Below are 21849 nucleotides of genomic sequence, written 5' to 3' on the forward strand. Positions count from 1 at the left end.
ATCTTCTTTTATGTCAAAATCGTGCTGGCCAGCTGGTTCGCAATACTGTGCAGAGGAAGAACATGCTGTGCTGCCCCGCATTCTACAGCCGCTCGAGGCATGCCGTAAACAATACATGTTTCTTCGGATTCTGCAATCGTCGAGGCTGCCCCGCCTTCCGCGAGCGCCTTCAGCCCTTTGGCGCCATCGCTGCCCATGCCCGTCATAATGACCGCATGCCGTTCAAGCTCTGAGAACGGCAGCAGCGATTCAAACATGACATCGACCGAAGGGCGGTGGCCGTTGCGCTGGGGCTGATCCGTCAAGCGGATGAAGTAGCCGGCAGCATCCTTGCCCAGCTCCATGTGCTTCCCTCCGGGAGCAACATGCACGACGCCGGCGCTTACCCGCATCCCTTGCTCCGCTTCAACGACAGTTAGCGCGCTGAAGGTGTCTAGCCGCTGAGCCAGCGATTTCGTAAACTTAGGCGGCATATGCTGCACCACGAGCACAGGTGCCGGAAAGCTGCCCGGAAGGGAAGATATCACCTCATGCAGCGCCCTTGGCCCGCCGGTCGAAGTGCCGATAGCGACAATATGCTTGAAGACGCCTGTCCCCTGCGGCTTGCGTACATTCGGCTGTTGTGCCGCAGACGCCGGTGCCGGTGCCGGCGACTGCTTGGACACCGCGCTGACTGTTGACGCTGACGGCGGCTTCGCTGGCTTGACCTGTTTTGGCGGTACGGGCTTCGGCTTCTCCTCTGGCAAAGGATCGATCTTGGCTTTATGTATAGGTGCTGCCAAAGGAGGCTTCGTACCTCCCTGCTTCTGCCGTTCTTCTACGCGAGACTCAGGTTTGGCAGTCGTCTGAATTTCCTGTTGGGGCTTCGCGCGTTCCGGCATGCTCCCCGTCTTGCTCCGCCTTGCGAATACCGCGATGCGAAGCTTCTCCAGCAGCTGCTCGCCAACTTGATGGATGTCGCCTGATCCCGAGGTCGAAGGCTTGCGGATAAAGTCGAGTGCGCCGAATTGAAGCGCCTTGATCGTATCCCGCGCGTTGTCTTCGCTAATGCCGGACAGCATAATGACTGGAGTCGGCGTCTGCTTCATAATGAGCTGGAGCGCCTCAATCCCGTTCATAACCGGCATCTCCAGATCCATCGTGATGACATCCGGCTTATGCTCTGCAGCTGCGGCCACAGCTTCTGCACCGTTGCAGGCAGTCGCCGCGATGACAAACTGCTCATCCCGCAAGATGAGATCGCTGATGATGGTCCGCATAAAGGCGGAATCGTCCACTACTAGAACCCGATAGGTTGCCAATCGTATCTCACCTCAATTCCAAAGGATTATCTAGAGAGTCTGAACAATTTTGTGAAAAATCCTTTGACGCCGCTTGCATCCTTGCGGGTTAACGGCATGTCCAAAAACATTTTTGCAATTCTCCCCACCGCGGCGGCTGATTCGCACTCCGGATATGCGATCATGAACGGCACTTGCCTCTTTACCGCCTTCGATACATGCGGATCGTCAGGTATAATCCCGAGCGAGGGAATATCGGATTGCAGGAACCGGCTCGCGACAAGACTGATTTTTTGCGCAGTCGCTTTGCCTTCCCGCTCATCGGTAGCGCGGTTGACTATAAGCTTGAAAGCGATACTCTGATCCATCGACTTCACCATCTTGATCAAAGCGTACGCATCCGTTAGCGATGTCGGTTCTGGCGTAGTTACGACAATCGTTTCCTGAGCTGCGGTAATGAACTTGACCGTTTCCTTGGAGAGCCCCGCTCCTGTATCGAATAGGATGACATCATATTCGCCGTGCAGCTTCTCTACCTCCGAAGCGAATCTGGCAAGCTGATCCTCTGTTAGTTCCAGCAGGTCCTTGAAGCCCGAACCCCCTGCGATATAATGCAGTCCCTCGGGTCCAGTACATACAATATCCCAGATCGTCTTCTCCTGTTTTAGGAGATGATAGAGACTACAGGCCGACGATTGTCCCATCAGAACGTCAATATTAGCCATTCCGATATCGGCGTCGAACAGAAGCACTTTCTTGCCCAGCCTTTGCAGCGCCAGGGCAAAGTTCAAGCTAAAGTTCGATTTGCCGACGCCGCCCTTGCCGCTTGTTACGGTAACGATACGTGTATCCTTCCGATCCATCCCTTGCTCTTGCTGTCTGACCATATGTCGCAATGCTTCGGCTTGATCATTCATGTTCAGCGTCTCCAAGCAGCAGTTCTACATATTTGCCAGCTTTGAACCGCTCGATGTCGTCCGGCACATTTTGTCCGCTGGCCAAATACGTCGGGTGCAAGCCATATTTCAGAATCAGGTTCATGATGGCTCCGTATACGGTCGTTTCGTCCAGCTTGGTGAACAATACTTTCTGGATGCCGTATTTGGAGAAGCGCTCCGCAATAATCGCCATATCCGCTGTTTTCCCCGTCAGGCTGAGCACCAGCACCGTCTCGTTCGGCTCATTCGATTGAAGCAGGCTTATCACTTCAGACACATGCAGCTCGCTTCTGAAATTGCGTCCCGCTGTATCCATCAAGATCAAGTCCCGATCGGACAGCCCCTTATATGCCTTGGGCAGGTCCATCGGGGAGAATACAACCTCAAGCGGCACATTCAATATGTTCGCATAGGTTCGAAGCTGATCGACCGCGGCAATCCTGTATGTATCGGAGGTAATAAATCCGACGTTGCGCCCCCGCTTAATGGTCTGCTCCGCCGCAAGCTTGGCGATCGTCGTTGTTTTGCCGACGCCTGTCGGGCCTACAAAATGGACGACGCGCGCATCGCGGCTAATCTCGGCATTGTTATAGGGCTGAAGCCATTCTTCGAGCATATGCTTAGCTTCGCCCCACAGCTCCACCCGGTCATAAACCCGATCAGCGCTTTTCTCAGATTCACTTAATGCTTCAATTAATTTATCAATCCACTCGCTGTCCAGCTCCTGTTCCTGAAGCCGTTCTTTGAGTGCAAGCATCGGTTCGGACAAGGCATGGAGATCGCTTTGCTGCCGGGACAGCTTGACCATGTATTCCCGCAAGTCGCGAATCTCGTTAATAATGAATTGCTCGCGCTCCATTCGCTTGTCCGATACCGGAGGATCCGGTTGGGCCGGAGGCTCCATGACCGCCGCTGCCGCACTGCTTCGCTGTGCGGTCTGCAGAATCTGCTCCACGACCGCATTCACTTCCGGAGACGGCTTGCGCTGCGGCAGCTCTGTCCCGCCTTGCTTCGAAGCGCCGGACTCTACCGCAGCGATGACTTCCATTCGTTTCTTGCGGAACATGCCCATAAAGCCGCCAACCTTGATTTCCTTGGTTTCCAGTATGACTGCGTCTTTGCCTAGATCCGTACGAATCATTGACACCGCTTCGGGGAGAGCATTCACGATGTATCGCTTCACTCTCATAGATTAACCACCCCTACACTTTGGATTTCAATATTCGGCTCTAGCTCGCTATAGGACAATACCGGCACTTCCTGCATCGTTCTTTCAATAATTTGTCTCAGATACATTCGAATGGTCGGCGAAGCCAATACAATTGGCTGCTGACCCGATTGAATCTGCCGGCTCACATGCTCGTTCAGCTTCTGATAGATTTGCTGGGTGGAAATAGGGTCAAGCGCGATATAGCTGCCCTGATCAGTCTGCTGCACCGATTCCGCTATTTTCTTCTCCAGCTGAGGACCTACCGTAATGACGCGCAAGGTATCCCCCCCTGGGGAGAACTGCTGCGTAATCTGGCGGGACAATGCTTGCCGCACATATTCGGTCAATATGTCGGGGTCCTTCGTATAATGTCCATGATCGGCCAGCGTCTCGAAGATAGTGACCAAATCCCGGATCGAAATTTTTTCCTTAAGCAGCTTTGCGAGTACCTTCTGGACATCGCCGACTGTAAGAATCGAAGGAATCAGCTCGTCGATAAGCGCCGGATACGACTCCTTGACGTTCTCCACCAGCATCTTCGCTTCCTGGCGGCCAATCAGCTCATGAGCGTGGCGCTTGATGATCTCCGTCAAATGTGTAGCTACAACAGACGGCGGATCTACAACCGTATAGCCCGACAGCTCGGCTCGCTCCTTCATCGCTTCATCGATCCAGATCGCTGGAAGACCGAAAGCCGGCTCCATCGTCTCGATGCCTACGACGGAATCATCCTCAAAGCCCGGGCTCATTGCCAGATAATGATTCAGTAGAAGATCACCGCGAGCAACTGTGTTGCCTTTGATCTTGATCACATATTCATTGGGCTTCAGCTGAATGTTGTCCCGTATCCTTATGACCGGAACGACAAGTCCAAGCTCCAGCGCGCATTGTCTGCGGATCATGATGATCCGGTCAAGCAAGTCCCCGCCCTGCTGCGTATCAGCCAGCGGGATCAAGCCGTAACCGAATTCGAATTCGATCGGATCCACTTGCAGCAAGCTGATAACACTTTCGGGACTGCGTACTTCTTCGATCTGCTGCTCTTCGACCAGCATCTCGTCCTGCTCCAGCTGCTTGGCCTGCTTCTTCTGCATATAGTAGGCACCGACAGCCAATATGATTGCGAACGGCCATGTGCTTAAAACTCCGATTGGCGTCAAGCCAAGAACTGCAATGGTTCCGGCTGCAATATAGAGCATTTTCGGATATTTGAACAGCTGGGATGTCAGATCCTCGGACAAATTGCCCTCGGATGCGGCACGCGTTACAATCAAACCTGCTGCAGTCGAGATCAGCAGCGCAGGTATTTGCGCAACCAGACCGTCACCGATCGTCAGGATGGAGAACGTCTCGAGCGCCTCGCCGAATGCCATGCCGTGCATGGCCATACCGACGATAAAGCCGCCAATCAGGTTGATAATCAAAATAATGATTGTCGCAATCGCATCGCCTTTGACGAATTTACTTGCGCCGTCCATCGCTCCGTAGAAGTCCGCTTCTCTCTCAATCTTCGAGCGGCGCTCGCGCGCTTGCTGCTCGTTGATCAGGCCGGAGTTGAGGTCCGCATCAATACTCATCTGCTTGCCGGGCATCGCATCGAGCGTAAATCTCGCCGCAACCTCGGCTACGCGCTCGGAGCCTTTGGTAATAACGATGAACTGTACGACGACGAGGATCAAGAAGACGATAAAGCCGATGACGACCTCACCGCCGCCTACCCATCGGCCGAAGGTGGCAATAACTTCGCCCGCCTCGGCATTTTGGAGAATGCTTCGGGTTGTCGAGACGCTAAGTGCCAGGCGGAAGAGCGTGGTGATCAGCAGGATAGCCGGGAATATGGAGAAGTCCAAAGCTTCTCTTGTGTTCATGGCAACAAGCAAAATCATCAGCGCAACCGATATATTCAAGATTAAGAGCAAGTCGATGAGGAAGATCGGGATCGGGATAATCATCATGAGTACGATTCCGATAATTCCGAGAATAATGAACAAATCCTTAGCTTTCATGATGTCTTCCTCCTCCCTGGCATTTGTGAGATCAGATACCGCTGATTAGCGTCCTTTCATCTTATATACGTAAGCCAGTACCTCAGCCACAGCTTGGAACAGGTCTGCCGGAATGACATCCCCGATCTCGGCCCGCTCATAGAGCGCTCTGGCCAGCGGCTTGTTTTCCATCGTGATGACGCCGTTCTCCTTGGCGATCTCCTTGATGCGCAAGGCCACGTGATCCATCCCTTTGGCCAATACGGTCGGCGCTTCCATCTTGGAGGCGTCATACTTCAAAGCGATGGCAAAGTGTGTCGGGTTCGTAATGACGACGTCGGCTTTGGGAACATCCTGCATCATCCGCTGCAGCGCCATCCTGCGCTGCCTCTCGCGAATGCGCCCTTTGATGAGGGGGTCGCCCTCTGATTTTTTGTATTCGTCCTTAATATCCTGTTTGGACATCTTAATGCTTTTTTCATGCTCATACCGTTGGTATAAAAAATCGAGAAACGCAAGCACCGCGAGTACGGCGCCAATCTGGATGCCCAGATTAATCGTAAGCCCTGCAGTGAAGGCGAAAATCCGTTCCAGCGGCTGCATCGATAACGACAGCAGCTTATCCCACTCTCTCGAGATAGTCGTATAGACCATTATGCCGATTATGGTCACTTTCAAAATGCTTTTGAGAAACTCAACCAAGCTGCGCATCGAGAAAATCCGCTTGAAGCCTTCAATCGGATTCAGCTTGTTCAGCTTCATCTTGAGCGGTTCCCCTGTAAGCAGGAAGCCAAATTGAATGACGTTGCCCACAATGCCGATAACCATAACGATTGCGAATATGGGAAGCAGCATGACTAGCAGTTGCTTCGTAATACTTAGGAACAAATCCATCACGTTCGCCGTCGTCACTTCCATCGTCAGCCAATTTTCGAATAAGCCGCCGAACAATTCGTTAATATGCGACTTGTAGTAATTGCCTAGCATAAGGAATGAAGAGAACGCGAACAGGAGAATGAATGCGCCCGGCAGGTCGGAGGATTTCGCGACCTGGCCTTTCTTCCTGCTATCCTGGCGCTTCTTTGGCGTCGCTTTTTCTGTTTTCTCTTGGTTGAATAGCTGCAGATCCAGCTTCAAGCGATAGTGTCGCACGCATACAGCCTCCTATTGCCCTGCAGGCGGTCCTTGTACGATTCCGAACAGCCCTTCGATCGAGTCGAACATGATGGTGAACAGCTTGTCGAATAACATGGCAAGTCCAGGCATCAGCAAAATGAGAAGAAACAAGCCAAGCAATATCTTCAGCGGAATGCCGATTACGAATACGTTGAATTGCGGGGCTGTCTTCGTAAGGAATCCTAGTCCCACATCCGCCAGGAACATCGCCACTACAAGCGGAGCGGCAATCTGCAGCGCAAGCAGGAAGGTATTGCCGAATACCCGAATCAGATATTCGCTCAAGCTTCCGTCCAGCAATCTGCCGAATAGCTCATTGTCCAGCGGCATCCATTGATAGCTGTTCATGAGTCCCGACAACAAGTAATGATGTCCATTCATCATCAGGAACACGACCAGCATCAGCATATACTTGAAGTTGCCAAGGAGCGGCGCGGACACTCCTGTATGGGGATCGACCACGTTCGCCATAGCGAAGCCAACCTGCATATCCATAAAGGCGCCGGCAGTCTGCACAACCGCAAAAAACAGGTAGACAACAAAACCTATCATAAGACCTATCAAAATTTCTTTTAAAATAAGCAGTACATACTCAGCTGTGTCCGGTACGATCGTCTGGCTCATGCCATAAGACAGAAACACCAGAAAAGATATAAAAAAACCGAGGCCCAGCTTAAAGGTATTGGGTACGCCGCGCGACGAAAAAATCGGAGCTACGACGAAAAACGCAGTAATTCGACAAAAGATTAGCAAAAAAATAGGAAAGCCTTGTACGATTGCATTCATTCACTCACAACCTAACCGATATAGTGATGAAGATTGTTCAGTATCCGGTAAGTGAAATCGACAACCGTATTCAGAATCCACGGTCCAAATACGATAATAGAAATAAATACAGCTACAATCTTCGGAACAAAAGCAAGCGTCTGCTCCTGAATTTGCGTTGTCGCTTGGAATACGCTGATCATCAATCCGACCACTAGCGCAAGAACAAGCATCGGAGCGCTGGCTTTCAAGACCGTATAGACCGCTTCGCCCGCCAATCCGATGACAAAGTCAGCACTCATTTACGTTCCCCTCCAGCGTTCATCATGTATTGAAACTAAGCAGCAGTGACTTCACGATCAAATACCATCCATCCACCAGCACGAACAACAGCAGCTTAAACGGCAGCGATATCATAATCGGCGGAAGCATCATCATCCCCATCGCCATGAGCGTACTTGCTACGATCATATCGATGACGAGGAACGGGATAAAGATCATAAAGCCCATCTGGAACGCCGTCTTCAATTCACTGATGGCATATGCGGGTATGAGTACCGTTAGCGGGATATCCTCGAAGGATTCTGGCTTTTCCGTTTTCGTATAATTCATGAATAATAGCAGGTCCTTCTCTCTTGTATGAGAGAACATAAACTTCTTCATAGGAACGGCAGCCTTGTCGAATGCCTCGGTCTGAGAGATTTCCCCTTTCAGATAAGGCTGCAGGGCAACTTCATTCACTTGCCCGAAGGTCGGAGCCATGATGAAAAGTGTCAGAAAGAGCGACAATCCTATGATGACTTGGTTAGGCGGCATCATCTGCGTACCTAATGAGGTACGGACAAAGCCAAGCACAACCACGATTCGAGTAAAGCTTGTCATCAGCACCATAATGGCCGGTGCAAGACTTAGTACGGTAATGAGCAGCAGAAGCGACAAAGCGCTTGTTCCTGGCTGATCCCCTTGGCTGCCTCCAATATTGATTGAAATATCGGGCAGCGGCTCCGCAAAGGCTTGATTATGTATGAGGAGGGACAGCAGCAGAACCGCCGCAAAGGAAAGCCACCTCTTATTTCTCATGATCCATCAACCGTTCATTCTTGTTTTGGTCTTGCAGCATGTTCTCAAGCTGCTGCTTGCGGTCAGCCTGCTTGCTCAGCTTGCTCTGCAGCATCTGCTCGAAGGACGAAGCGGAATTCCACTGCTCTTTCCCCGGCTCAGCTTGATTTGAACGCTTGTTCCGCCATTGCTTGACCATGTCCGTCAAATCCTTGGGCGACCAGTCAGAGTTCGTCTGGTTCTCCAAAGCCGCGATAAGCTCGGCTGCTTCATCAGGATCTGCAAGCTTGTCCAGCAGCGTAATCTGCTGGCCTACACCGACAATGTAGATCCGGCCGCCGATTTCCACGACCTGGACTGAACTGTTCTGGCCAAGCGCAATGCCGCCCAGAGAACGCATTGAGCGATTGGCTCCCCAAAGCTGGTTGCGCCTCGACAGCCATTTGATCACGAGAATGATCAAGGTAATGACGATCGCAAGCGCCACCATAACCCAAACCATGTTGCCCAGCAGCTCTCCTGGGCTTGTATTCGCAATATCAAGCGGCTGCTCAATATCGGAGTTGCTGCCGCTGGAACCAGCAGCAGCGATTGTTGGCAAAGTCGCAAGCCCGATGATGGTAAGGATCGCCGCGCGCATTCTTGATTTTTTCATTGGAAAAACCGTTAGCCGAGCGTTTTCTTGATAGCTTCGATTACGCGATCAGCTTGGAAAGGCTTGACGATAAAATCTTTGGCGCCAGCTTGAATGGCGTCGATAACCATAGCTTGTTGTCCCATCGCGGAGCACATAATGACTTTGGCATTGCCATCCATCTTCTTGATTTCCTTCAAGGCGGAAATTCCGTCCATCTCAGGCATAGTAATATCCATTGTAATCAGGTCAGGCTTCAGTTCCTTATATTTCTCGACTGCTTGCGCGCCGTCTTGAGCTTCGCCCACTACTTCGTATCCGTTTTTTGACAAGATATCGCGAATCATCATGCGCATGAATGCAGCATCATCTACGATAAGAATGCGGTTTGCCATCTTCATTTCCTCCTAGGATGTTGTTATTGTAATTTTTGGATGCGGTCCCATTGGCTAACGATATCCGTAACGCGAACGCCGAAGTTCTCATCGATAACGACGACTTCTCCTTTGGCGATGAGCTTGTTGTTGACCAGAATGTCAACCGGCTCGCCTGCCAGCTTGTCCAATTCGATGATAGAGCCTTGCGACAGCTCGAGAATATCCTTAATTTGCTTCTGGGTCCTTCCTAATTCTACAGTGACCTTCAACGGAATGTCGAGCAATAAATTCAAATTCGTTCCGTCAGTCGGCGCATATGCCGGCTGGCTGAAATTCGCGAATTGTACAGGCTGGACATTGACATTGCGGCTCGCGCTTTGCGCGTATCCGGCAGGCGGAGCGCCATACGGATCATAAGCTCCCGCAGGCTGTGCGACAGGCTGCGAAGGCGCTTGCTGCGTCATCGGCTGCGGCGGAGGCGCTACACTTGCTGCAGCCGTCTGCTGCACCGCCGCTTGTTGCTCTGCCGCTGCGATCTGCTGGGTGGCAGGCGCATCGGATTGAGCGATTGGCTCTTCTGCCGTTCCCATCAAAGTCGAAACCATCTGCTTGGCGAAGGAGACCGGAAGGAGCTGCATAATCGTAGAGTCGATCAGGTCCCCAATCGTCAGATGGAACGAGATTTTGATAAATACATCGACCGGCGGCAGGTGATTCATGCCGTCGCCATTATTCACATCCAGAATATCAATTCCTGGCGGCGAGATATTGACAAATCGGTTGAAGATCGTCGACATCGATGTAGCGGATGAGCCCATCATCTGGTTCATCGCTTCCTGCACGGCGCTGATATGAATCTCATTCAGATCCTCTGCAGTCACTTCGCCTTCGCCGCCAAGCATGAGGTCGGCGATGACCTGAGCGTCCTTCGTACGGATCACCAAGGAGTTGATTCCTTCAAAGCCGTCTACATATTGCACGCTTACCGCTACATGCGGCTTCGGAAAAATATCGCCGAGCTCTTCACGTCTGACCAGCGTCACTTGCGGCGTCGTAATATCTACTTTTTTCCCAAGCAAGGTCGACAGTGCGGTAGCAGCGCTGCCGAAGGTAATGTTGCCGATTTCGCCCAAGGCGTCCTGCTCGATCGAGGACAGGTAATCGGAAAGCTGCACTTCGTTCGACGGCGCCATCACTTCATCTGGTTCATTAGAGGATTGACGAAGCAATGCGTCGATTTCCTCTTGTGACAAATAATCTTTACTCGTCATAATCTTCTTCCGCTCCTTCGCTCACAATCTCTTCCACTTGGACAGCCATCTTATCCCGAATTGAGCCAGGGCTGCCGATAAATTTCAATTTTTCACCAACTTTTATTTTCAGACCTTCATCGACCGGTTTATTAAGCGTAAGCACATCGCCGAGACCAAGATTCAGGAACTCATGGACGGTAATCGATGTCTCGCCCAGCTCCGCAACGATCGGAAGCTTGGCTTTGTGGACGCGCTGCTCCAGAATTTCAACCTCTTCCGGTATGCGCTCCTTCTTCTGCGACACAAACCAATGATGCACGGACAGTCTTGGCATAATCGGTTCCAGCACGACATGCGGGATACAAAGGTTAATCATGCCGGTTGTATCGCCGATCTTCGTACTGAAGGATATAAGGGCAATTGTCTCGTTCGGAGATACGATCTGCATGAATTGCGGATTCGTCTCCAGCGCTTCCAGCCTAGGCGAAATATCGATAACGGTCTTCCACGCTTCCTGAAGGCTGTCGAACGTCCTTGCGAAGATCCGCTCCATCACCGTAGTTTCGATCTCGGTCAAGTTGTTGATCTTCGACGGCGCGATCCCTTGTCCGCCAAGCATTCGATCCAGCATCGCATAAGCGACGTTCGGATGAACCTCCAGCACCATGCGTCCCTCGAGCGGCTCAGCTTCAAAAATGTTCAATATCGTCATCTTCGGAATGGAACGGATAAATTCGTCATAAGGCAACTGTTCAACGTCAACGACGTTAATCTGAACAAAAGTGCGAAGCTGCGCCGAGAAATAGGTTGTCAAATATCGCGCGAAGTTTTCGTGAATGCGTGTCAAGCTTCGGATATGATCCTTCGAGAAACGAACGGCACGCTTAAAGTCATATACACTTACCTTGCGCGAAATCTCTTCCTTCTTTAAGTCCTCGGCGTCCATCTCTCCAGAGGACAGCGCAGCGAGCAGCGCGTCAATTTCGTTCTGCGATAATACATCAACCAATTCTCTCACCCCCTTCGAGGAATATCGCTGCGGCTAATTACATGCCCGCAACCATAATGTTTGTAATTTCCACCTTCACCAGCTTGCCTTTCGGCAGAGCAGGATTTATCAGGTTGAGCAGCTTGGCTTCCAGCGCATCTTCGCCTGCGGAACCGCTAAGGTCCTCTGCCGTCATATCCGCAAGCGTGCGGCTAATGATCGGCTTTACCTCGATTTCAAGAATCTTGTCGAAGTCTTCCTTTGCTTTCTTGGAATCCAGTTGAAACGCAAAACTTACAATAACAACATTTTTGGAGTCCGCCAGATTGCGGCGGAAATCCTTAAGCTCCGATGTTACCTCCACGCGTTCTTTCGCCGATAGCACTTCAATTTTTACAGGCTTTTTCGCCGCCTCTGCATCTGACGGATCTTTAAACAGCGAGTTGAACAAAAATATGGCCACGATTGCGATTAGCGTAATGGATAGCAAAATGGTTATTAACCAAGGCAACATTTTTTTCATGTCGAGAGACCCTCCTGTTATTCACTCTTTTGGGCCGCTGCAACGAGGCCAATTGTTTGAAGAAACTGCTGATTCAGCTCAATGAGCTCGCTAGTCTTCTCTTTTACCACCAGCTTATTGCCGGTCGTAAGCGTTATAACCGTATCAGCAGCCTCTTCAATCAATTCAATAAAAAGTGCATTTATTGTTACTTTCGTTCCGTTCAAACGCGTTACGGTAATCATCAGCTACCCCCCTCGTATGTAGGGGAGGCTGGGTAGCCTCCCGCTTAGTTCAATCTGTTATTATCGTTTCAGGTTGACAACCTCTTGCAGAATTTCGTCCGAAGTCGTAATAATTCTGGAGTTGGCCTGGAAGCCGCGCTGCGCGACGATCATCTCTGTAAATTCGGCCGTCAAGTCAACGTTCGACATCTCCAGCTGTCCGGAGATAATTGCGCCCGTGCCGAACTCAGGGTCATTGGCAGCCAGCAATTCGAACTCGCCGTCCGGATTCGCGTTGACTGTCATGCGGTACAAGTTGCCGCCAAGCTTCTCAAGGCCGCTCGGGTTTACAACCTTCGCGATGCCAAGCTGCGCAACCTCTACTTGACCATCAGGCGTAACGCCCAGAATCGTGCCGTCCTGGCTAATGCTGAATGCAGTGATTTCCTCATCCAGAACAATCGGGGCGCCGTCAATTCCAAGTACGAATAATCCGTCTGCAGTAACCAGCTGGCGTGCAGCATCAAGGTTGAAGTTACCTGCGCGCGTCAGCATCATCTCAGCGCCGTCGCCAGCGGATACTACAAAAAATCCGTCGCCGTCGATACGTACGTCTCTTGCCTGGTTCGTCGTCATGGCGCTGCCTGCTGTATGAATGGTATCAATAGAAGCAACCGATACGCCCAGCCCGATTTGCTTGGCGTTCACGCCGCCGCGTTCGCCTTCTTCAGGTGCGGTTACACCAGATACCGTCTGGCTCAAAATGTCCGAGAACATGACACGGCCTGCTTTGAAACCGACCGTATTGACGTTGGCAATGTTGTTGCCGATAACGTCAAGTTTCGTTTGGAACCCTCTCATACCGGAAACGCCTGAATACATGGATCTCAACATGGCTTTATTCCTCCAATGGGTTGTATTTGACTCGCGGCTGCTTCAGTCGATCCGCAGCCTAAGGCTTCCTTAACGGTCCAGCCTTTATCAAGACAAAATAATAGCACTGTCAATTTGCGTAAATACGTTGCTTTGCATCTGCTTGCCGTCCATCGCCGTTACGACGGTGCGCGACGGGACGTTCACGATCATCGCAATATCTTTGAATACAATAAGAGAATCCTTTGCACCCTTGGACGCCGCATCGTCAACGGCTCGCATAATTTGCGTCAGCGATTCCGGCTGAAGCTTGATGCCACGCTGCTCCATCCGCATCTCAGCGTGATGGCTGAAATTCAGCACCTGCGATTCCAGCAAATCGCGGAATTCGGTAGATACAGGCGGCTTTCCCTGCTGCCCTCTCGCAGCCTTGTCAAGCTGCAGCGGCGCAGTTCTTATCGGATATAAATGGCCGATCTTCATACTGTCGCTCATGACGCATCCCCTCCTGACGCACCGTCATCCGTAGACGGCGCCTGAGGCTCGCTCTCTGAGATAGACAACAGATAATCCAGCGCAACTTCCTTATCTCCAATTCTGGAGTAGAGGATGCCGTCTTTCGATACAATGGATTCGACTTGACCGCTAAGCGTTTGTATCGCACCTGCCTCGTCATATTCGTTCCATTGCACCCATTTGCCGATCAAGCTGGATGCCGAACCTATGCTGTTGCGCATTTGCGTCAAAGCCGTGTTCATATTCATCAGCTGCTCAACGGATGTAAACTGCGCCATTTGCGCGATAAACTCCCGGTCTTGCATCGGCTGCATCGGATCCTGGTTGCGGAGCTGTGCGACCAGAATCGATAGAAACTGATCTTTGCCCAGCGTATCCGATGGCTGACGACTAGCTGCCTTCTGCACATTGTTTTTGTGATAATCCGGCCAAACCAACCCCGAGGAAACAGTTCCTGCCATTACGATTCACCTCCGATCGCTGCTTCTCATTCAAGCCGTTAAGCTGTTTCATTAATGGCGCGGCCATAGCCCAAGCCTTGAATCGCTGCTTGCTCGACCAGTTCGGATTCAAATGCGTTATCCGTCACATTCTCATCATCGCCAAAGCCGCCCCGGTTGTCGGACGCTTGCTTGCCTTGCTGCCCCTGTCCGCCGTGCTGATGAGTCAGCTCCATGGATGCCGGGCTTTGCGTTACCTCAAGCTTCTCAACGTTCAGACCTTGTGCCGTCAACGAAGCTCTGAGCTGGGCCATTTGATTCTCCAGCATATCTTTCGCTTTTGCCGAATCCGTCTGGAACATCGCGGTCAATACGCCGTTCTGCATCGAGATGCGTACGTCGACTTGTCCTAGCTGTTCAGGGAATAGCTTGAGCTTGGCTTCCGATATGCCGTCAACAGCGCGAATGTTAAACTTCTGTACAATCAGGCCGTCCATTGTTTCCGCAAAGCTGTCCGCCAGTACGAACGCGGTAGGCGCTGACGATCTTGCCAGCAGCGGCGCAAAATCGCGAACGTTATGCGGGCCAACAAGCGGCAGTTGGACTGCTGCTTCATTGGCTGGAACGAAGGACTGGGATTCTGTCTGCGTCTGCAAAGCTTGGCCCTCGCCAAGCGCGGACATTACAGCTTGAAGCGCTGACGGATGAACTGTCTGCTGAGACAATCGCTGCAGCAATGCGCTTGCATCCTTAGCCGAAGCCGTCTGAGCGACTAGCCATGAAGGCAGAGAGCTCTCGTCAGTCTTCACCGTGCCGCCAGATGGCTTGGATTCATCTGTCGCCAGCGCTGCGGTCAGTGCCTGCAGCTGATTCGCAATCAGCGCATGCGGCTCTTGCCCTTGAACTTGCTTCAGCGAGCCTTGCTGCAGCAATGCCTGCAATTGAATCAGGCCGACCTGCATGCTTGCTTTAGTCTGTTCAAGCGCTTGCGCATTCTGGCCAAATCCGCCGGATTGCTCCTCCGTCCATGCGCCAGTACGAGGCGCAGGAATGCCTAGCAACGCCAGCAACGCCTGCAGCGCATAAAGCATCGATTGCAATTGGTCCAGCAAATTGCCCGAATCCGCTTCATTCTCGGCAGCTGCATCCAGCTTGTCCATAAGCCCGTCAATCATCGCCATCAAATCTTCTGTTGAAACTTCCGTTTCACCTGCGTTCAATGATAGGACCGTATTCTGCGAAGTAATGATTCCGAGAAGTCCCGATTGCTGGGCAGAATTGCCGGCCGGCGTCGAATCGCTGACGATTTGCTGGACAAGCGCCTGCTTGAAGCTTCCTTCCGCTCCAGCGCCTGTACCCGTCTTCGCCGTTGCCGTCCCAGTGATCGCGGTTGCTTGTCCGGATACTGCCATGCCAGGAATAATCATTTCCATATGTATTCACCTCCTTTCCCGTGCAAAATGGTCTAGAAGGAGCTTGCTTCGCCTATGTGCCGGACATCAGCTTGGTCATGATATTTGCGGCGGCTGTCTTGTCCGCTTTAGACATTTCCGTCAATATGGCGGAGCGGGCTGTATCGCTAACCGAATTCAAGATACGAATCACTTTGCTTGGGCTGATCTCCATCATTTTGATCAGCATCTCCCCGGCGCTCTTCGCATCCATCGAGGTGAAGGTAGCATTCAGCTGCTCTTGGTTAAGCGTAGCGGATGCAGGTTTCTCCTCCGCCTTTTCAGCTTTCTCCAGACGAGATTGCAATGCCGCAATCTGCATGTCCTTTGCCGATTGGCTGTCCTTCAGCTTCATCGTCGCTTCGGCAGCAATACGCGGATCCATTTTTTCCATGATGCGTACCCGGTCATCCGGACGCATGGAGGAGAATAGCAATACGATTTCATCCGGCGTCATATTTTGTACGATTGGAGCTGCCTTGCTCGGCGACATTTTGGAGAACATGCTTGAAAGCTCAGTAATCTTGGCAGCATATTCTTCATCTTCTAGCCGCTTGTCATTGTTCTGCTGCTTCAGCAGCGCATTCTCGGCTTGCAAATCCTGTACCGCTTCCGCTTGAGAGCCCTTTTCCCCGTTGGCAGACGCCAGCTCTTGCTTTACAGCCGCTAGCTCGGCTTCCAGCTCTTTGATTTTCTCCGTCATTTTAATGGAACGGATCTGGTTGTCATCGCCGGAGCCGACTGTCGCTTTCGGTTCAGGCAGCACATTCTTGACTACGGGAATCGATTGCCCGAATTCAAGAGCACGATTGCGGAAGTCTGAATCGAACATGGCGTAAAGCACGCCAAGCAGCACGATTACAAACAGGATAGGTATCAACATAAACATCAAGCGTTCGAATGCGTTATAACCTTGCTTTTCTACTTCTGTATCCGCCAATTCCACTCACTCCTCTAGCCGGTGTTACGCTTCACTTATGGGGTTGGCATGATAAACCGGACAGTTGCCATCTCATCCAGCTCATTTTGCTCCTTGAGCTGCAGCGCTTGCCGGAACCGATCCATGGCATGGTCTTTTGCTTTGAGCCATACCTTCTCATCTTTCATTCTGTCCGCCAGCTTGGAACGGTTCTGCTCGACAACCCGCTCGGCCTTCTTCACATCCAGCAGCTTGCTCTCGATGCAAGCCTGCAAGTAGTCCAAATATTGACCGATAATCTGGAGTTCCGCCAGCGGAACCGCACGCTGCGAAGCCGCTTGAAGACGGTCCTCCCATTCTTGCTTTGTGTCCCGAAGCTCATGCAGCGATTTCTCCTCGGCAGACAAGGCGCCCAGCGCGCTGGACAGCATCCATTCCGCCTGTGTCTTTTGGCTGCTCTTCAAATCTACGACCTTCTGAAATGAATAATGAAAGGAAGCCACCTATGACTCAACTCCTGTGAAATTCGTTCACCAATCGTTCCTGCGTTTCGCCAAGCGTTACTTTTTCATTCGTCTTTTGTCTTGTGAAGGAATGAATGGCATCGATATATTCGAGGGCGAGGTCAATTTCTTTATTAGAACCTTGCTGATACGCCCCGATATTGATCAGGTCTTCCGAATCTTTATAAATAGAAAGAAGTCGTTTCAAATCATTGGCTGCATCCTGCTGCTCTTCGGTCACAATTTCCTTCATAACGCGACTGACTGAGGCCAGCACATCAATTGCCGGAAAATGTCCCTTATGCGCCAAATGGCGGCTGAGCACGATATGTCCGTCCAGTATGCCCCGTACCGCATCGGCAATCGGCTCATTCATGTCATCGCCGTCTACCAATACGGTGTAGAACGCGGTAATGGAGCCTGACGGTCCCGTACCGGCACGTTCCAGCAGCTTCGGCAATGCGGCGAACACTGACGGTGTATATCCTCTCGTGGCAGGCGGTTCGCCAATAGCGAGCCCCACTTCACGAAGCGCCATAGCGTACCGTGTGACAGAGTCCATCATCAGCATGACGTTCAGACCCCGGTCGCGGAAATATTCGGCAATCGTCGTGGCGATGAGCGCGCCTTTCATACGAATAAGCGCCGGCTGATCTGAGGTCGCGACAATAACTACCGACCTTGCCAGACCTTCCGGGCCCAAGTCCTTTTCGATGAACTCCAGCACCTCGCGGCCGCGTTCGCCGATAAGAGCAATGACGTTCACGTCAGCCGATGTATTTCTGGCAATCATGCCAAGCAGCGTACTCTTGCCTACGCCGGAACCGGCGAATATGCCGACCCGCTGCCCTTGCCCTACGGTAAGCAGTCCGTCAATGGCCCGAACCCCGATGCTTAGCGGCTCCGTCACTCGCGGACGGCTAAGCGGATTGCTCGGCTCATTATGGGTTGAATAATGATGCATGCGGCTAGGCAGATATGATCCGTCTAGCGGATTGCCAAGACCGTCCAGCACCTTGCCCAATAGCTCGGAGCCAACCTGGACTGTAAGCGGCTTGCCCGTGCCGACCACATCGCAGCCAGGGCTGATGGCATGCAAATCGCCAAGCGGCATCAGGATAACCTTGTTGTCCCGAAAGCCGACGACTTCCGCTTTCAACGGTTTTGCGCTTTTCGACGGGTAGATATAACACAGGTCGCCAATGCTGGCATCCGGCCCTTCCGACTCCACAGTCAGTCCGATAACCTGCGTGACCTTGCCGTTCACACGAACCGGATCAAGCGGTCTAAGATGTTCAAGATACTTCATAGCGTCCAGATTACTCGCGTTCATCCGCATGTCCTCTTTCTGCATCGTTCTGATGGGCAAGCGCGATCAGCTCGCGTTTAATCTCCGACAGCTGTGTATCGATTCTCGCATCGATGCTGCCATAAGCGGACCGGATGACACATCCGTTATCCTTGACAGAGGAATCCGGCAAAATCTGCAGCTCAGCCTGCGAGTCGATCGACGCATGCAGCTCTTCCCGGGCAGCTTGCACGAACGTCAGCTGCGAAGGGGCTACACATAGCGTAATGACGCCCTGCTCCCGTCTGCGGGACAATGAACGTCTAATCATCTCGATCGTGATTTCCGGCGAAAGCGATAACTGCTGTCCGATGATCTTTTCGGCGATGGCACAGCTCAGTTCGACAAGGAACGGCTCTGCTTCCTGAATAATTTGCTCTCGCGAAGCGTACGCGTGCTTCAGCACATCAGCCGCTTCGGCAATCTTGGACTCCCAGCTTTCGCGAAGCTGCGCTTCTGACGCTGAGGTACCTTCAGCAAAACCTTGCTCATATCCCGATGTCCGGGCTTCCGCTGAGGCAAGCTCGTCCGCCTCTCGTTTTTCCAGCCACCAGACATCGATTTGCGCCTGCGCATCCGCGAGCATCTTCTCGCATTCCTGCGCTGTCTCGCGAAGCCGGTTTTCGGCGAAAAATTCGGCGTCCTGCAGGATTTGATCCCTTAGCGCCACCGTTTCTTCATCCGGTCCGGGTTCCGCCTGCGGCTCTCTGTCCGATTCGGAGCTTTCAGCCTCCGGAAACGGATTGGCCCATTTCAGCTGCTTTAACTGCTCTAATGGAATGACACTGGAAGATTTAATCAAATTAGACAATGATATCATCTCCTCCGCCGCGCGCGATGATGATTTCACCCGATTCTTCTAACCTGCGAATCGTAGCCACGATCCGGGTTTGGGCTTCTTCCACGTCACGCAGCCGCACAGGACCCATAAATTCCATTTCTTCCTTGAAGGTTTCGGCCATACGCTTGGACATATTGCGGAAGATCGCTTCGCGCACTTCCTCGCTGGCAACCTTAAGCGCAAGCTGCAAATCTGCATTTTCGATGTCCCGGATAATGCGCTGAATGGAACGGTTGTCGATATTGACGATATCTTCGAATACAAACATCCGCTTTTTGATTTCCTCCGCGAGCTCCGGATCTTGAATCTCGAGTGCGTCGAGGATAGTCCGTTCAGTACCGCGGTCTACACCATTCAGAATCTGAACGATCGAATCGATGCCGCCCGCATTCGTGTAATCCTGCGTGACCGTTGCAGACAACTTCTGTTCAAGGACCCGCTCCACCTGGGAGATGACTTCCGGCGATGTGCTGTCCATAAGCGCAATCCTTCTCGCCACATCTGCCTGCTTGTCTTGCGGCAAGGAGGACAAAATTTGCGAGGACTGCTCGGATTGCAGATACGACAATACGAGAGCGATCGTCTGCGAATTTTCGTTTTGGATAAAGTTCAAGATTTGAGTCGGCTCCGCTTTTCTTGCAAAGTCGAAAGGCCTTACTTGAAGCGTTGCGGTCAAGCGGTTAATAACATCTTGCGCCTTCGCCTCGCCAAGCGCCTTCTCCAAAATATCTTTGGCATACGAGATGCCGCCTTGCGAAATATATTCCTGCGCCAGGCAAATCTGATGAAACTCGCTAAGGATCAGCTCACGGTCATGGCTGTCTACCTTCCGTACGTTGGCAATTTCAAGAGTGAGCTGTTCAATCTCTTCATCCCGCAGATGCTTGAAAATTTGCGCCGATACCTCGGGCCCTAGCGTAATCAACAAGATAGCCGCCTTCTGGCGTCCTGTTAAACCTTGCGTCGCTTTAGACAATTACAGCACCTCTATTCATCCACAAGCCAGGTGCGAAGAAGGTTGACGAATTCGTCAGGCTTGCGTTTGGCGAGTGTTTCAAGATTTTTACGCGCTTGGCTATCGTTATTGACACTTTCAAGATCCAGTGTCGGATATTCCACTTTAGACGGAGCAGCAACCATCTCCACTTCCTCAACTTCCGCCTGTCTGCGTCTGCGCATCAGCAAGGCTACGAGTCCGCCGATTACAGCCAATGCCGCAACGCCGATACCGATTGCCCATGGCGTAGAAAGACCGCTTGTTTGAGCTGCTGTTGTGCTTTCTGCAAAATTTCTTGCAATAAGCGAAACTTTTTTGCCAATCAATGCGTCATCATTAACATCCTGACCCGAATCAGCGAGTTGGGAGCGAACGAGCGTCGTCAAGTAATTCGTAATCGCCGCTCTGGAATCCTCATCGTTCAGCTGAGCCGCCTCGATACCGATGCTAATGGAAAGATCCTTTAGGACAAAAGGCCCGGATTCAATACTGTTGTTGATCCGGTCGAATTCATAGTTCCGAGTGCTCGAGTTTGACTCCGAAGAACTATTCCCTTGACCCGCCGCCTCATATCCCGGTATATCGGTTTCGCCCGTGCCTGCAACTCCGCCTGCTTGTGCGGAAGATCCTGTCGAGGACGTGCTGTTCAGCTCTTCGCTTAGGAGAATGCCGTTGTTGTTATTATTTTGCAGCGGTCTGACCAGGTTCTCCTGCGTAAGCTTCTTGTCGAAGTTCATGCTGCTGGAGACGCTCACGACCAGATTGTCGCTTCCTACCATACGGCCAAGAAACTCTTGAATGTTCTTTTTAAGGTCCGATTCGTACTTGCTTTGAATCTGGAACTGCAATTCCACCAGGTCCGAGCTGCCTGTTCCAACGCCGCCAGCTTCCGAGGACACTAGCTCGCCGTGCTGCTTGGACGAGATCGTAATGTCTTTAATCGCCAGATCCGCGACTGTGGCTTTTACCAAGTTGTAATAGCCGTCGATTTCTTTCTGGTTCGGTCTATAGCCAGGCTTGAACTGCATGACGATGGCAGCTGATGCTTTGGTCGCATCCTCCGGTCTCAGAAACACGCTTTCTTCCGGAGAAGTGATCAGCACCTTCGAGCTTTCTACCCCTTGCAATCCATTAAGCAGCTTCTGCACTTCACCGTTGAGCGCGCTCTGATAGAGAACGTTGAACTCATTTTCCGTCGTGCCAAGCTTGGATGAATTAGAGCTGAAAACTTCAAAACCGATCGAACCGTTCTGCACCAAACCTTGTGATCCGGCACCGATCTTCACTCGGGTTGCTTCATTGCTAGGCACCAGAATGCTTGTGCCGCCTGCTTCAAGCTTGTAAGGAATGCCGCTAGCGTCCAGATAGTTCATGACCGCTGCAGAATCTGTCGCATCCAGGTTTTGGAACGCGAGCTCATATTCCGTTCTAGTGAACACGATTGTCAGCAGAATCACTGCCAACAACAATCCGCTAATAGATGCCCCCAACCATATTTTTTGTTTTCTGCCCATCTGGCTCCAGAACAGCTTGAGCCGTTCGCGATATTGGGCGAATCTCTCGTTCACAT

General features: G+C 51.8%; 24 protein-coding genes. All 24 read right to left on the minus strand.

Translation table 11 applies throughout. The features are described from left to right. Positions 1-8: 8 nt before the first annotated feature. Positions 9-1301 (minus strand): protein-glutamate methylesterase/protein-glutamine glutaminase, encoded by a 1293-nt coding sequence (locus D3P09_RS01810; protein ID WP_120106673.1) that lies wholly within the window; start codon positions 1299-1301, stop codon positions 9-11. A gap of 26 nt (positions 1302-1327) precedes the next feature. Next, a complete protein-coding gene (locus tag D3P09_RS01815; RefSeq protein WP_120106675.1) occupies positions 1328-2197 on the minus strand; it encodes a MinD/ParA family protein in 870 nt (289 codons plus the stop codon). Beyond that, positions 2190-3407, minus strand: coding sequence for a flagellar biosynthesis GTPase FlhF (gene flhF, locus D3P09_RS01820; protein ID WP_120106677.1), 1218 nt, complete (start codon positions 3405-3407; stop codon positions 2190-2192). The genes D3P09_RS01815 and flhF overlap by 8 nt, the downstream gene beginning before the upstream one ends. Beyond that, entirely contained in the window at positions 3404-5434 is a 2031-nt protein-coding gene (flhA, locus tag D3P09_RS01825; protein ID WP_243643870.1) for a flagellar biosynthesis protein FlhA, read from the minus strand. Before flhA ends, flhF begins: the two co-directional genes overlap by 4 nt. A gap of 45 nt (positions 5435-5479) precedes the next feature. Further along, positions 5480-6565, minus strand: a complete 1086-nt coding sequence (gene flhB / locus D3P09_RS01830; RefSeq protein ID WP_120106681.1) for a flagellar biosynthesis protein FlhB — start codon at positions 6563-6565, stop codon at positions 5480-5482. Between the two features lie 12 nt (positions 6566-6577). Beyond that, on the minus strand, positions 6578-7375 hold the full coding sequence (gene fliR / locus D3P09_RS01835) for a flagellar biosynthetic protein FliR (RefSeq protein WP_120106683.1): 798 nt from the start codon (positions 7373-7375) through the stop codon (positions 6578-6580). Positions 7376-7386: 11 nt separating this feature from the next. After that, positions 7387-7656 (minus strand): flagellar biosynthesis protein FliQ, encoded by a 270-nt coding sequence (gene fliQ / locus D3P09_RS01840; RefSeq protein WP_120106685.1) that lies wholly within the window; start codon positions 7654-7656, stop codon positions 7387-7389. A 22-nt stretch (positions 7657-7678) separates the two neighbouring features. Further along, the gene (gene fliP / locus D3P09_RS01845) at positions 7679-8434 is read right to left on the minus strand and encodes a flagellar type III secretion system pore protein FliP (RefSeq protein ID WP_120106686.1); all 756 of its coding nucleotides are present in this window, start codon (positions 8432-8434) and stop codon (positions 7679-7681) included. After that, a complete protein-coding gene (locus D3P09_RS01850; protein WP_120106688.1) occupies positions 8424-9068 on the minus strand; it encodes a flagellar biosynthetic protein FliO in 645 nt (214 codons plus the stop codon). Before D3P09_RS01850 ends, fliP begins: the two co-directional genes overlap by 11 nt. A gap of 11 nt (positions 9069-9079) precedes the next feature. Continuing rightward, positions 9080-9442, minus strand: coding sequence for a response regulator (locus D3P09_RS01855; protein WP_087570964.1), 363 nt, complete (start codon positions 9440-9442; stop codon positions 9080-9082). A gap of 23 nt (positions 9443-9465) precedes the next feature. Further along, the gene (gene fliY, locus D3P09_RS01860; RefSeq protein ID WP_120106689.1) at positions 9466-10695 is read right to left on the minus strand and encodes a flagellar motor switch phosphatase FliY; all 1230 of its coding nucleotides are present in this window, start codon (positions 10693-10695) and stop codon (positions 9466-9468) included. Beyond that, positions 10685-11686, minus strand: a complete 1002-nt coding sequence (fliM, locus tag D3P09_RS01865) for a flagellar motor switch protein FliM (RefSeq protein WP_120106691.1) — start codon at positions 11684-11686, stop codon at positions 10685-10687. The genes fliY and fliM overlap by 11 nt, the downstream gene beginning before the upstream one ends. Before the next feature lie 37 nt (positions 11687-11723). Beyond that, positions 11724-12188 carry a flagellar basal body-associated FliL family protein gene (locus tag D3P09_RS01870; RefSeq protein WP_120106693.1) on the minus strand — a complete coding sequence of 155 codons (465 nt, stop codon included), beginning with the start codon at positions 12186-12188 and terminating at the stop codon, positions 11724-11726. Between the two features lie 17 nt (positions 12189-12205). After that, complete coding sequence (locus D3P09_RS01875; protein ID WP_116043501.1) at positions 12206-12412, minus strand: flagellar FlbD family protein; 207 nt, start codon at positions 12410-12412, stop codon at positions 12206-12208. 60 nt (positions 12413-12472) lie between these two features. After that, positions 12473-13285, minus strand: coding sequence for a flagellar basal body rod protein FlgG (gene flgG, locus D3P09_RS01880; RefSeq protein WP_120106694.1), 813 nt, complete (start codon positions 13283-13285; stop codon positions 12473-12475). A gap of 87 nt (positions 13286-13372) precedes the next feature. After that, positions 13373-13759 carry a TIGR02530 family flagellar biosynthesis protein gene (locus D3P09_RS01885; RefSeq protein ID WP_120106696.1) on the minus strand — a complete coding sequence of 129 codons (387 nt, stop codon included), beginning with the start codon at positions 13757-13759 and terminating at the stop codon, positions 13373-13375. Continuing rightward, on the minus strand, positions 13756-14241 hold the full coding sequence (locus tag D3P09_RS01890) for a flagellar hook capping FlgD N-terminal domain-containing protein (RefSeq protein WP_120106698.1): 486 nt from the start codon (positions 14239-14241) through the stop codon (positions 13756-13758). Before D3P09_RS01890 ends, D3P09_RS01885 begins: the two co-directional genes overlap by 4 nt. 38 nt (positions 14242-14279) lie before the next feature. Beyond that, complete coding sequence (locus D3P09_RS01895) at positions 14280-15653, minus strand: flagellar hook-length control protein FliK (protein ID WP_120106700.1); 1374 nt, start codon at positions 15651-15653, stop codon at positions 14280-14282. Between the two features lie 52 nt (positions 15654-15705). Further along, on the minus strand, positions 15706-16611 hold the full coding sequence (locus tag D3P09_RS01900) for a magnesium transporter MgtE N-terminal domain-containing protein (RefSeq protein ID WP_120106702.1): 906 nt from the start codon (positions 16609-16611) through the stop codon (positions 15706-15708). Positions 16612-16646: 35 nt separating this feature from the next. Further along, positions 16647-17093, minus strand: a complete 447-nt coding sequence (gene fliJ, locus D3P09_RS01905) for a flagellar export protein FliJ (RefSeq protein WP_120106704.1) — start codon at positions 17091-17093, stop codon at positions 16647-16649. A 7-nt stretch (positions 17094-17100) separates the two neighbouring features. Next, positions 17101-18426, minus strand: coding sequence for a flagellar protein export ATPase FliI (fliI, locus tag D3P09_RS01910; protein ID WP_120106706.1), 1326 nt, complete (start codon positions 18424-18426; stop codon positions 17101-17103). Continuing rightward, a complete protein-coding gene (locus tag D3P09_RS01915; RefSeq protein WP_120106707.1) occupies positions 18413-19252 on the minus strand; it encodes a FliH/SctL family protein in 840 nt (279 codons plus the stop codon). The genes fliI and D3P09_RS01915 overlap by 14 nt, the downstream gene beginning before the upstream one ends. Then, on the minus strand, positions 19245-20258 hold the full coding sequence (fliG, locus tag D3P09_RS01920) for a flagellar motor switch protein FliG (protein WP_120106709.1): 1014 nt from the start codon (positions 20256-20258) through the stop codon (positions 19245-19247). Before fliG ends, D3P09_RS01915 begins: the two co-directional genes overlap by 8 nt. 11 nt (positions 20259-20269) lie before the next feature. Then, the gene (gene fliF / locus D3P09_RS01925) at positions 20270-21847 is read right to left on the minus strand and encodes a flagellar basal-body MS-ring/collar protein FliF (RefSeq protein WP_120106710.1); all 1578 of its coding nucleotides are present in this window, start codon (positions 21845-21847) and stop codon (positions 20270-20272) included. Positions 21848-21849: the final 2 nt, after the last annotated feature.

Source organism: Paenibacillus pinisoli, from assembly GCF_003605435.1.
GTDB lineage: Bacteria > Bacillota > Bacilli > Paenibacillales > Paenibacillaceae > Pristimantibacillus > Pristimantibacillus pinisoli.

Coding starts and splice junctions, on each gene's coding strand:
- D3P09_RS01815 (WP_120106675.1), bottom strand. CDS start 2,197: ATGAATGATCAAGCCGAAGCATTGCGACATATGGTCAGACAGCAAGAG.
- flhF (WP_120106677.1), bottom strand. CDS start 3,407: ATGAGAGTGAAGCGATACATCGTGAATGCTCTCCCCGAAGCGGTGTCA.
- flhA (WP_243643870.1), bottom strand. CDS start 5,434: ATGAAAGCTAAGGATTTGTTCATTATTCTCGGAATTATCGGAATCGTA.
- fliR (WP_120106683.1), bottom strand. CDS start 7,375: ATGAATGCAATCGTACAAGGCTTTCCTATTTTTTTGCTAATCTTTTGT.
- fliQ (WP_120106685.1), bottom strand. CDS start 7,656: ATGAGTGCTGACTTTGTCATCGGATTGGCGGGCGAAGCGGTCTATACG.
- fliP (WP_120106686.1), bottom strand. CDS start 8,434: ATGAGAAATAAGAGGTGGCTTTCCTTTGCGGCGGTTCTGCTGCTGTCC.
- D3P09_RS01850 (WP_120106688.1), bottom strand. CDS start 9,068: ATGAAAAAATCAAGAATGCGCGCGGCGATCCTTACCATCATCGGGCTT.
- D3P09_RS01855 (WP_087570964.1), bottom strand. CDS start 9,442: ATGGCAAACCGCATTCTTATCGTAGATGATGCTGCATTCATGCGCATG.
- fliY (WP_120106689.1), bottom strand. CDS start 10,695: ATGACGAGTAAAGATTATTTGTCACAAGAGGAAATCGACGCATTGCTT.
- D3P09_RS01870 (WP_120106693.1), bottom strand. CDS start 12,188: ATGAAAAAAATGTTGCCTTGGTTAATAACCATTTTGCTATCCATTACG.
- D3P09_RS01875 (WP_116043501.1), bottom strand. CDS start 12,412: ATGATTACCGTAACGCGTTTGAACGGAACGAAAGTAACAATAAATGCA.
- flgG (WP_120106694.1), bottom strand. CDS start 13,285: ATGTTGAGATCCATGTATTCAGGCGTTTCCGGTATGAGAGGGTTCCAA.
- D3P09_RS01885 (WP_120106696.1), bottom strand. CDS start 13,759: ATGAGCGACAGTATGAAGATCGGCCATTTATATCCGATAAGAACTGCG.
- D3P09_RS01890 (WP_120106698.1), bottom strand. CDS start 14,241: ATGGCAGGAACTGTTTCCTCGGGGTTGGTTTGGCCGGATTATCACAAA.
- D3P09_RS01895 (WP_120106700.1), bottom strand. CDS start 15,653: ATGGAAATGATTATTCCTGGCATGGCAGTATCCGGACAAGCAACCGCG.
- fliI (WP_120106706.1), bottom strand. CDS start 18,426: ATGAACGCGAGTAATCTGGACGCTATGAAGTATCTTGAACATCTTAGA.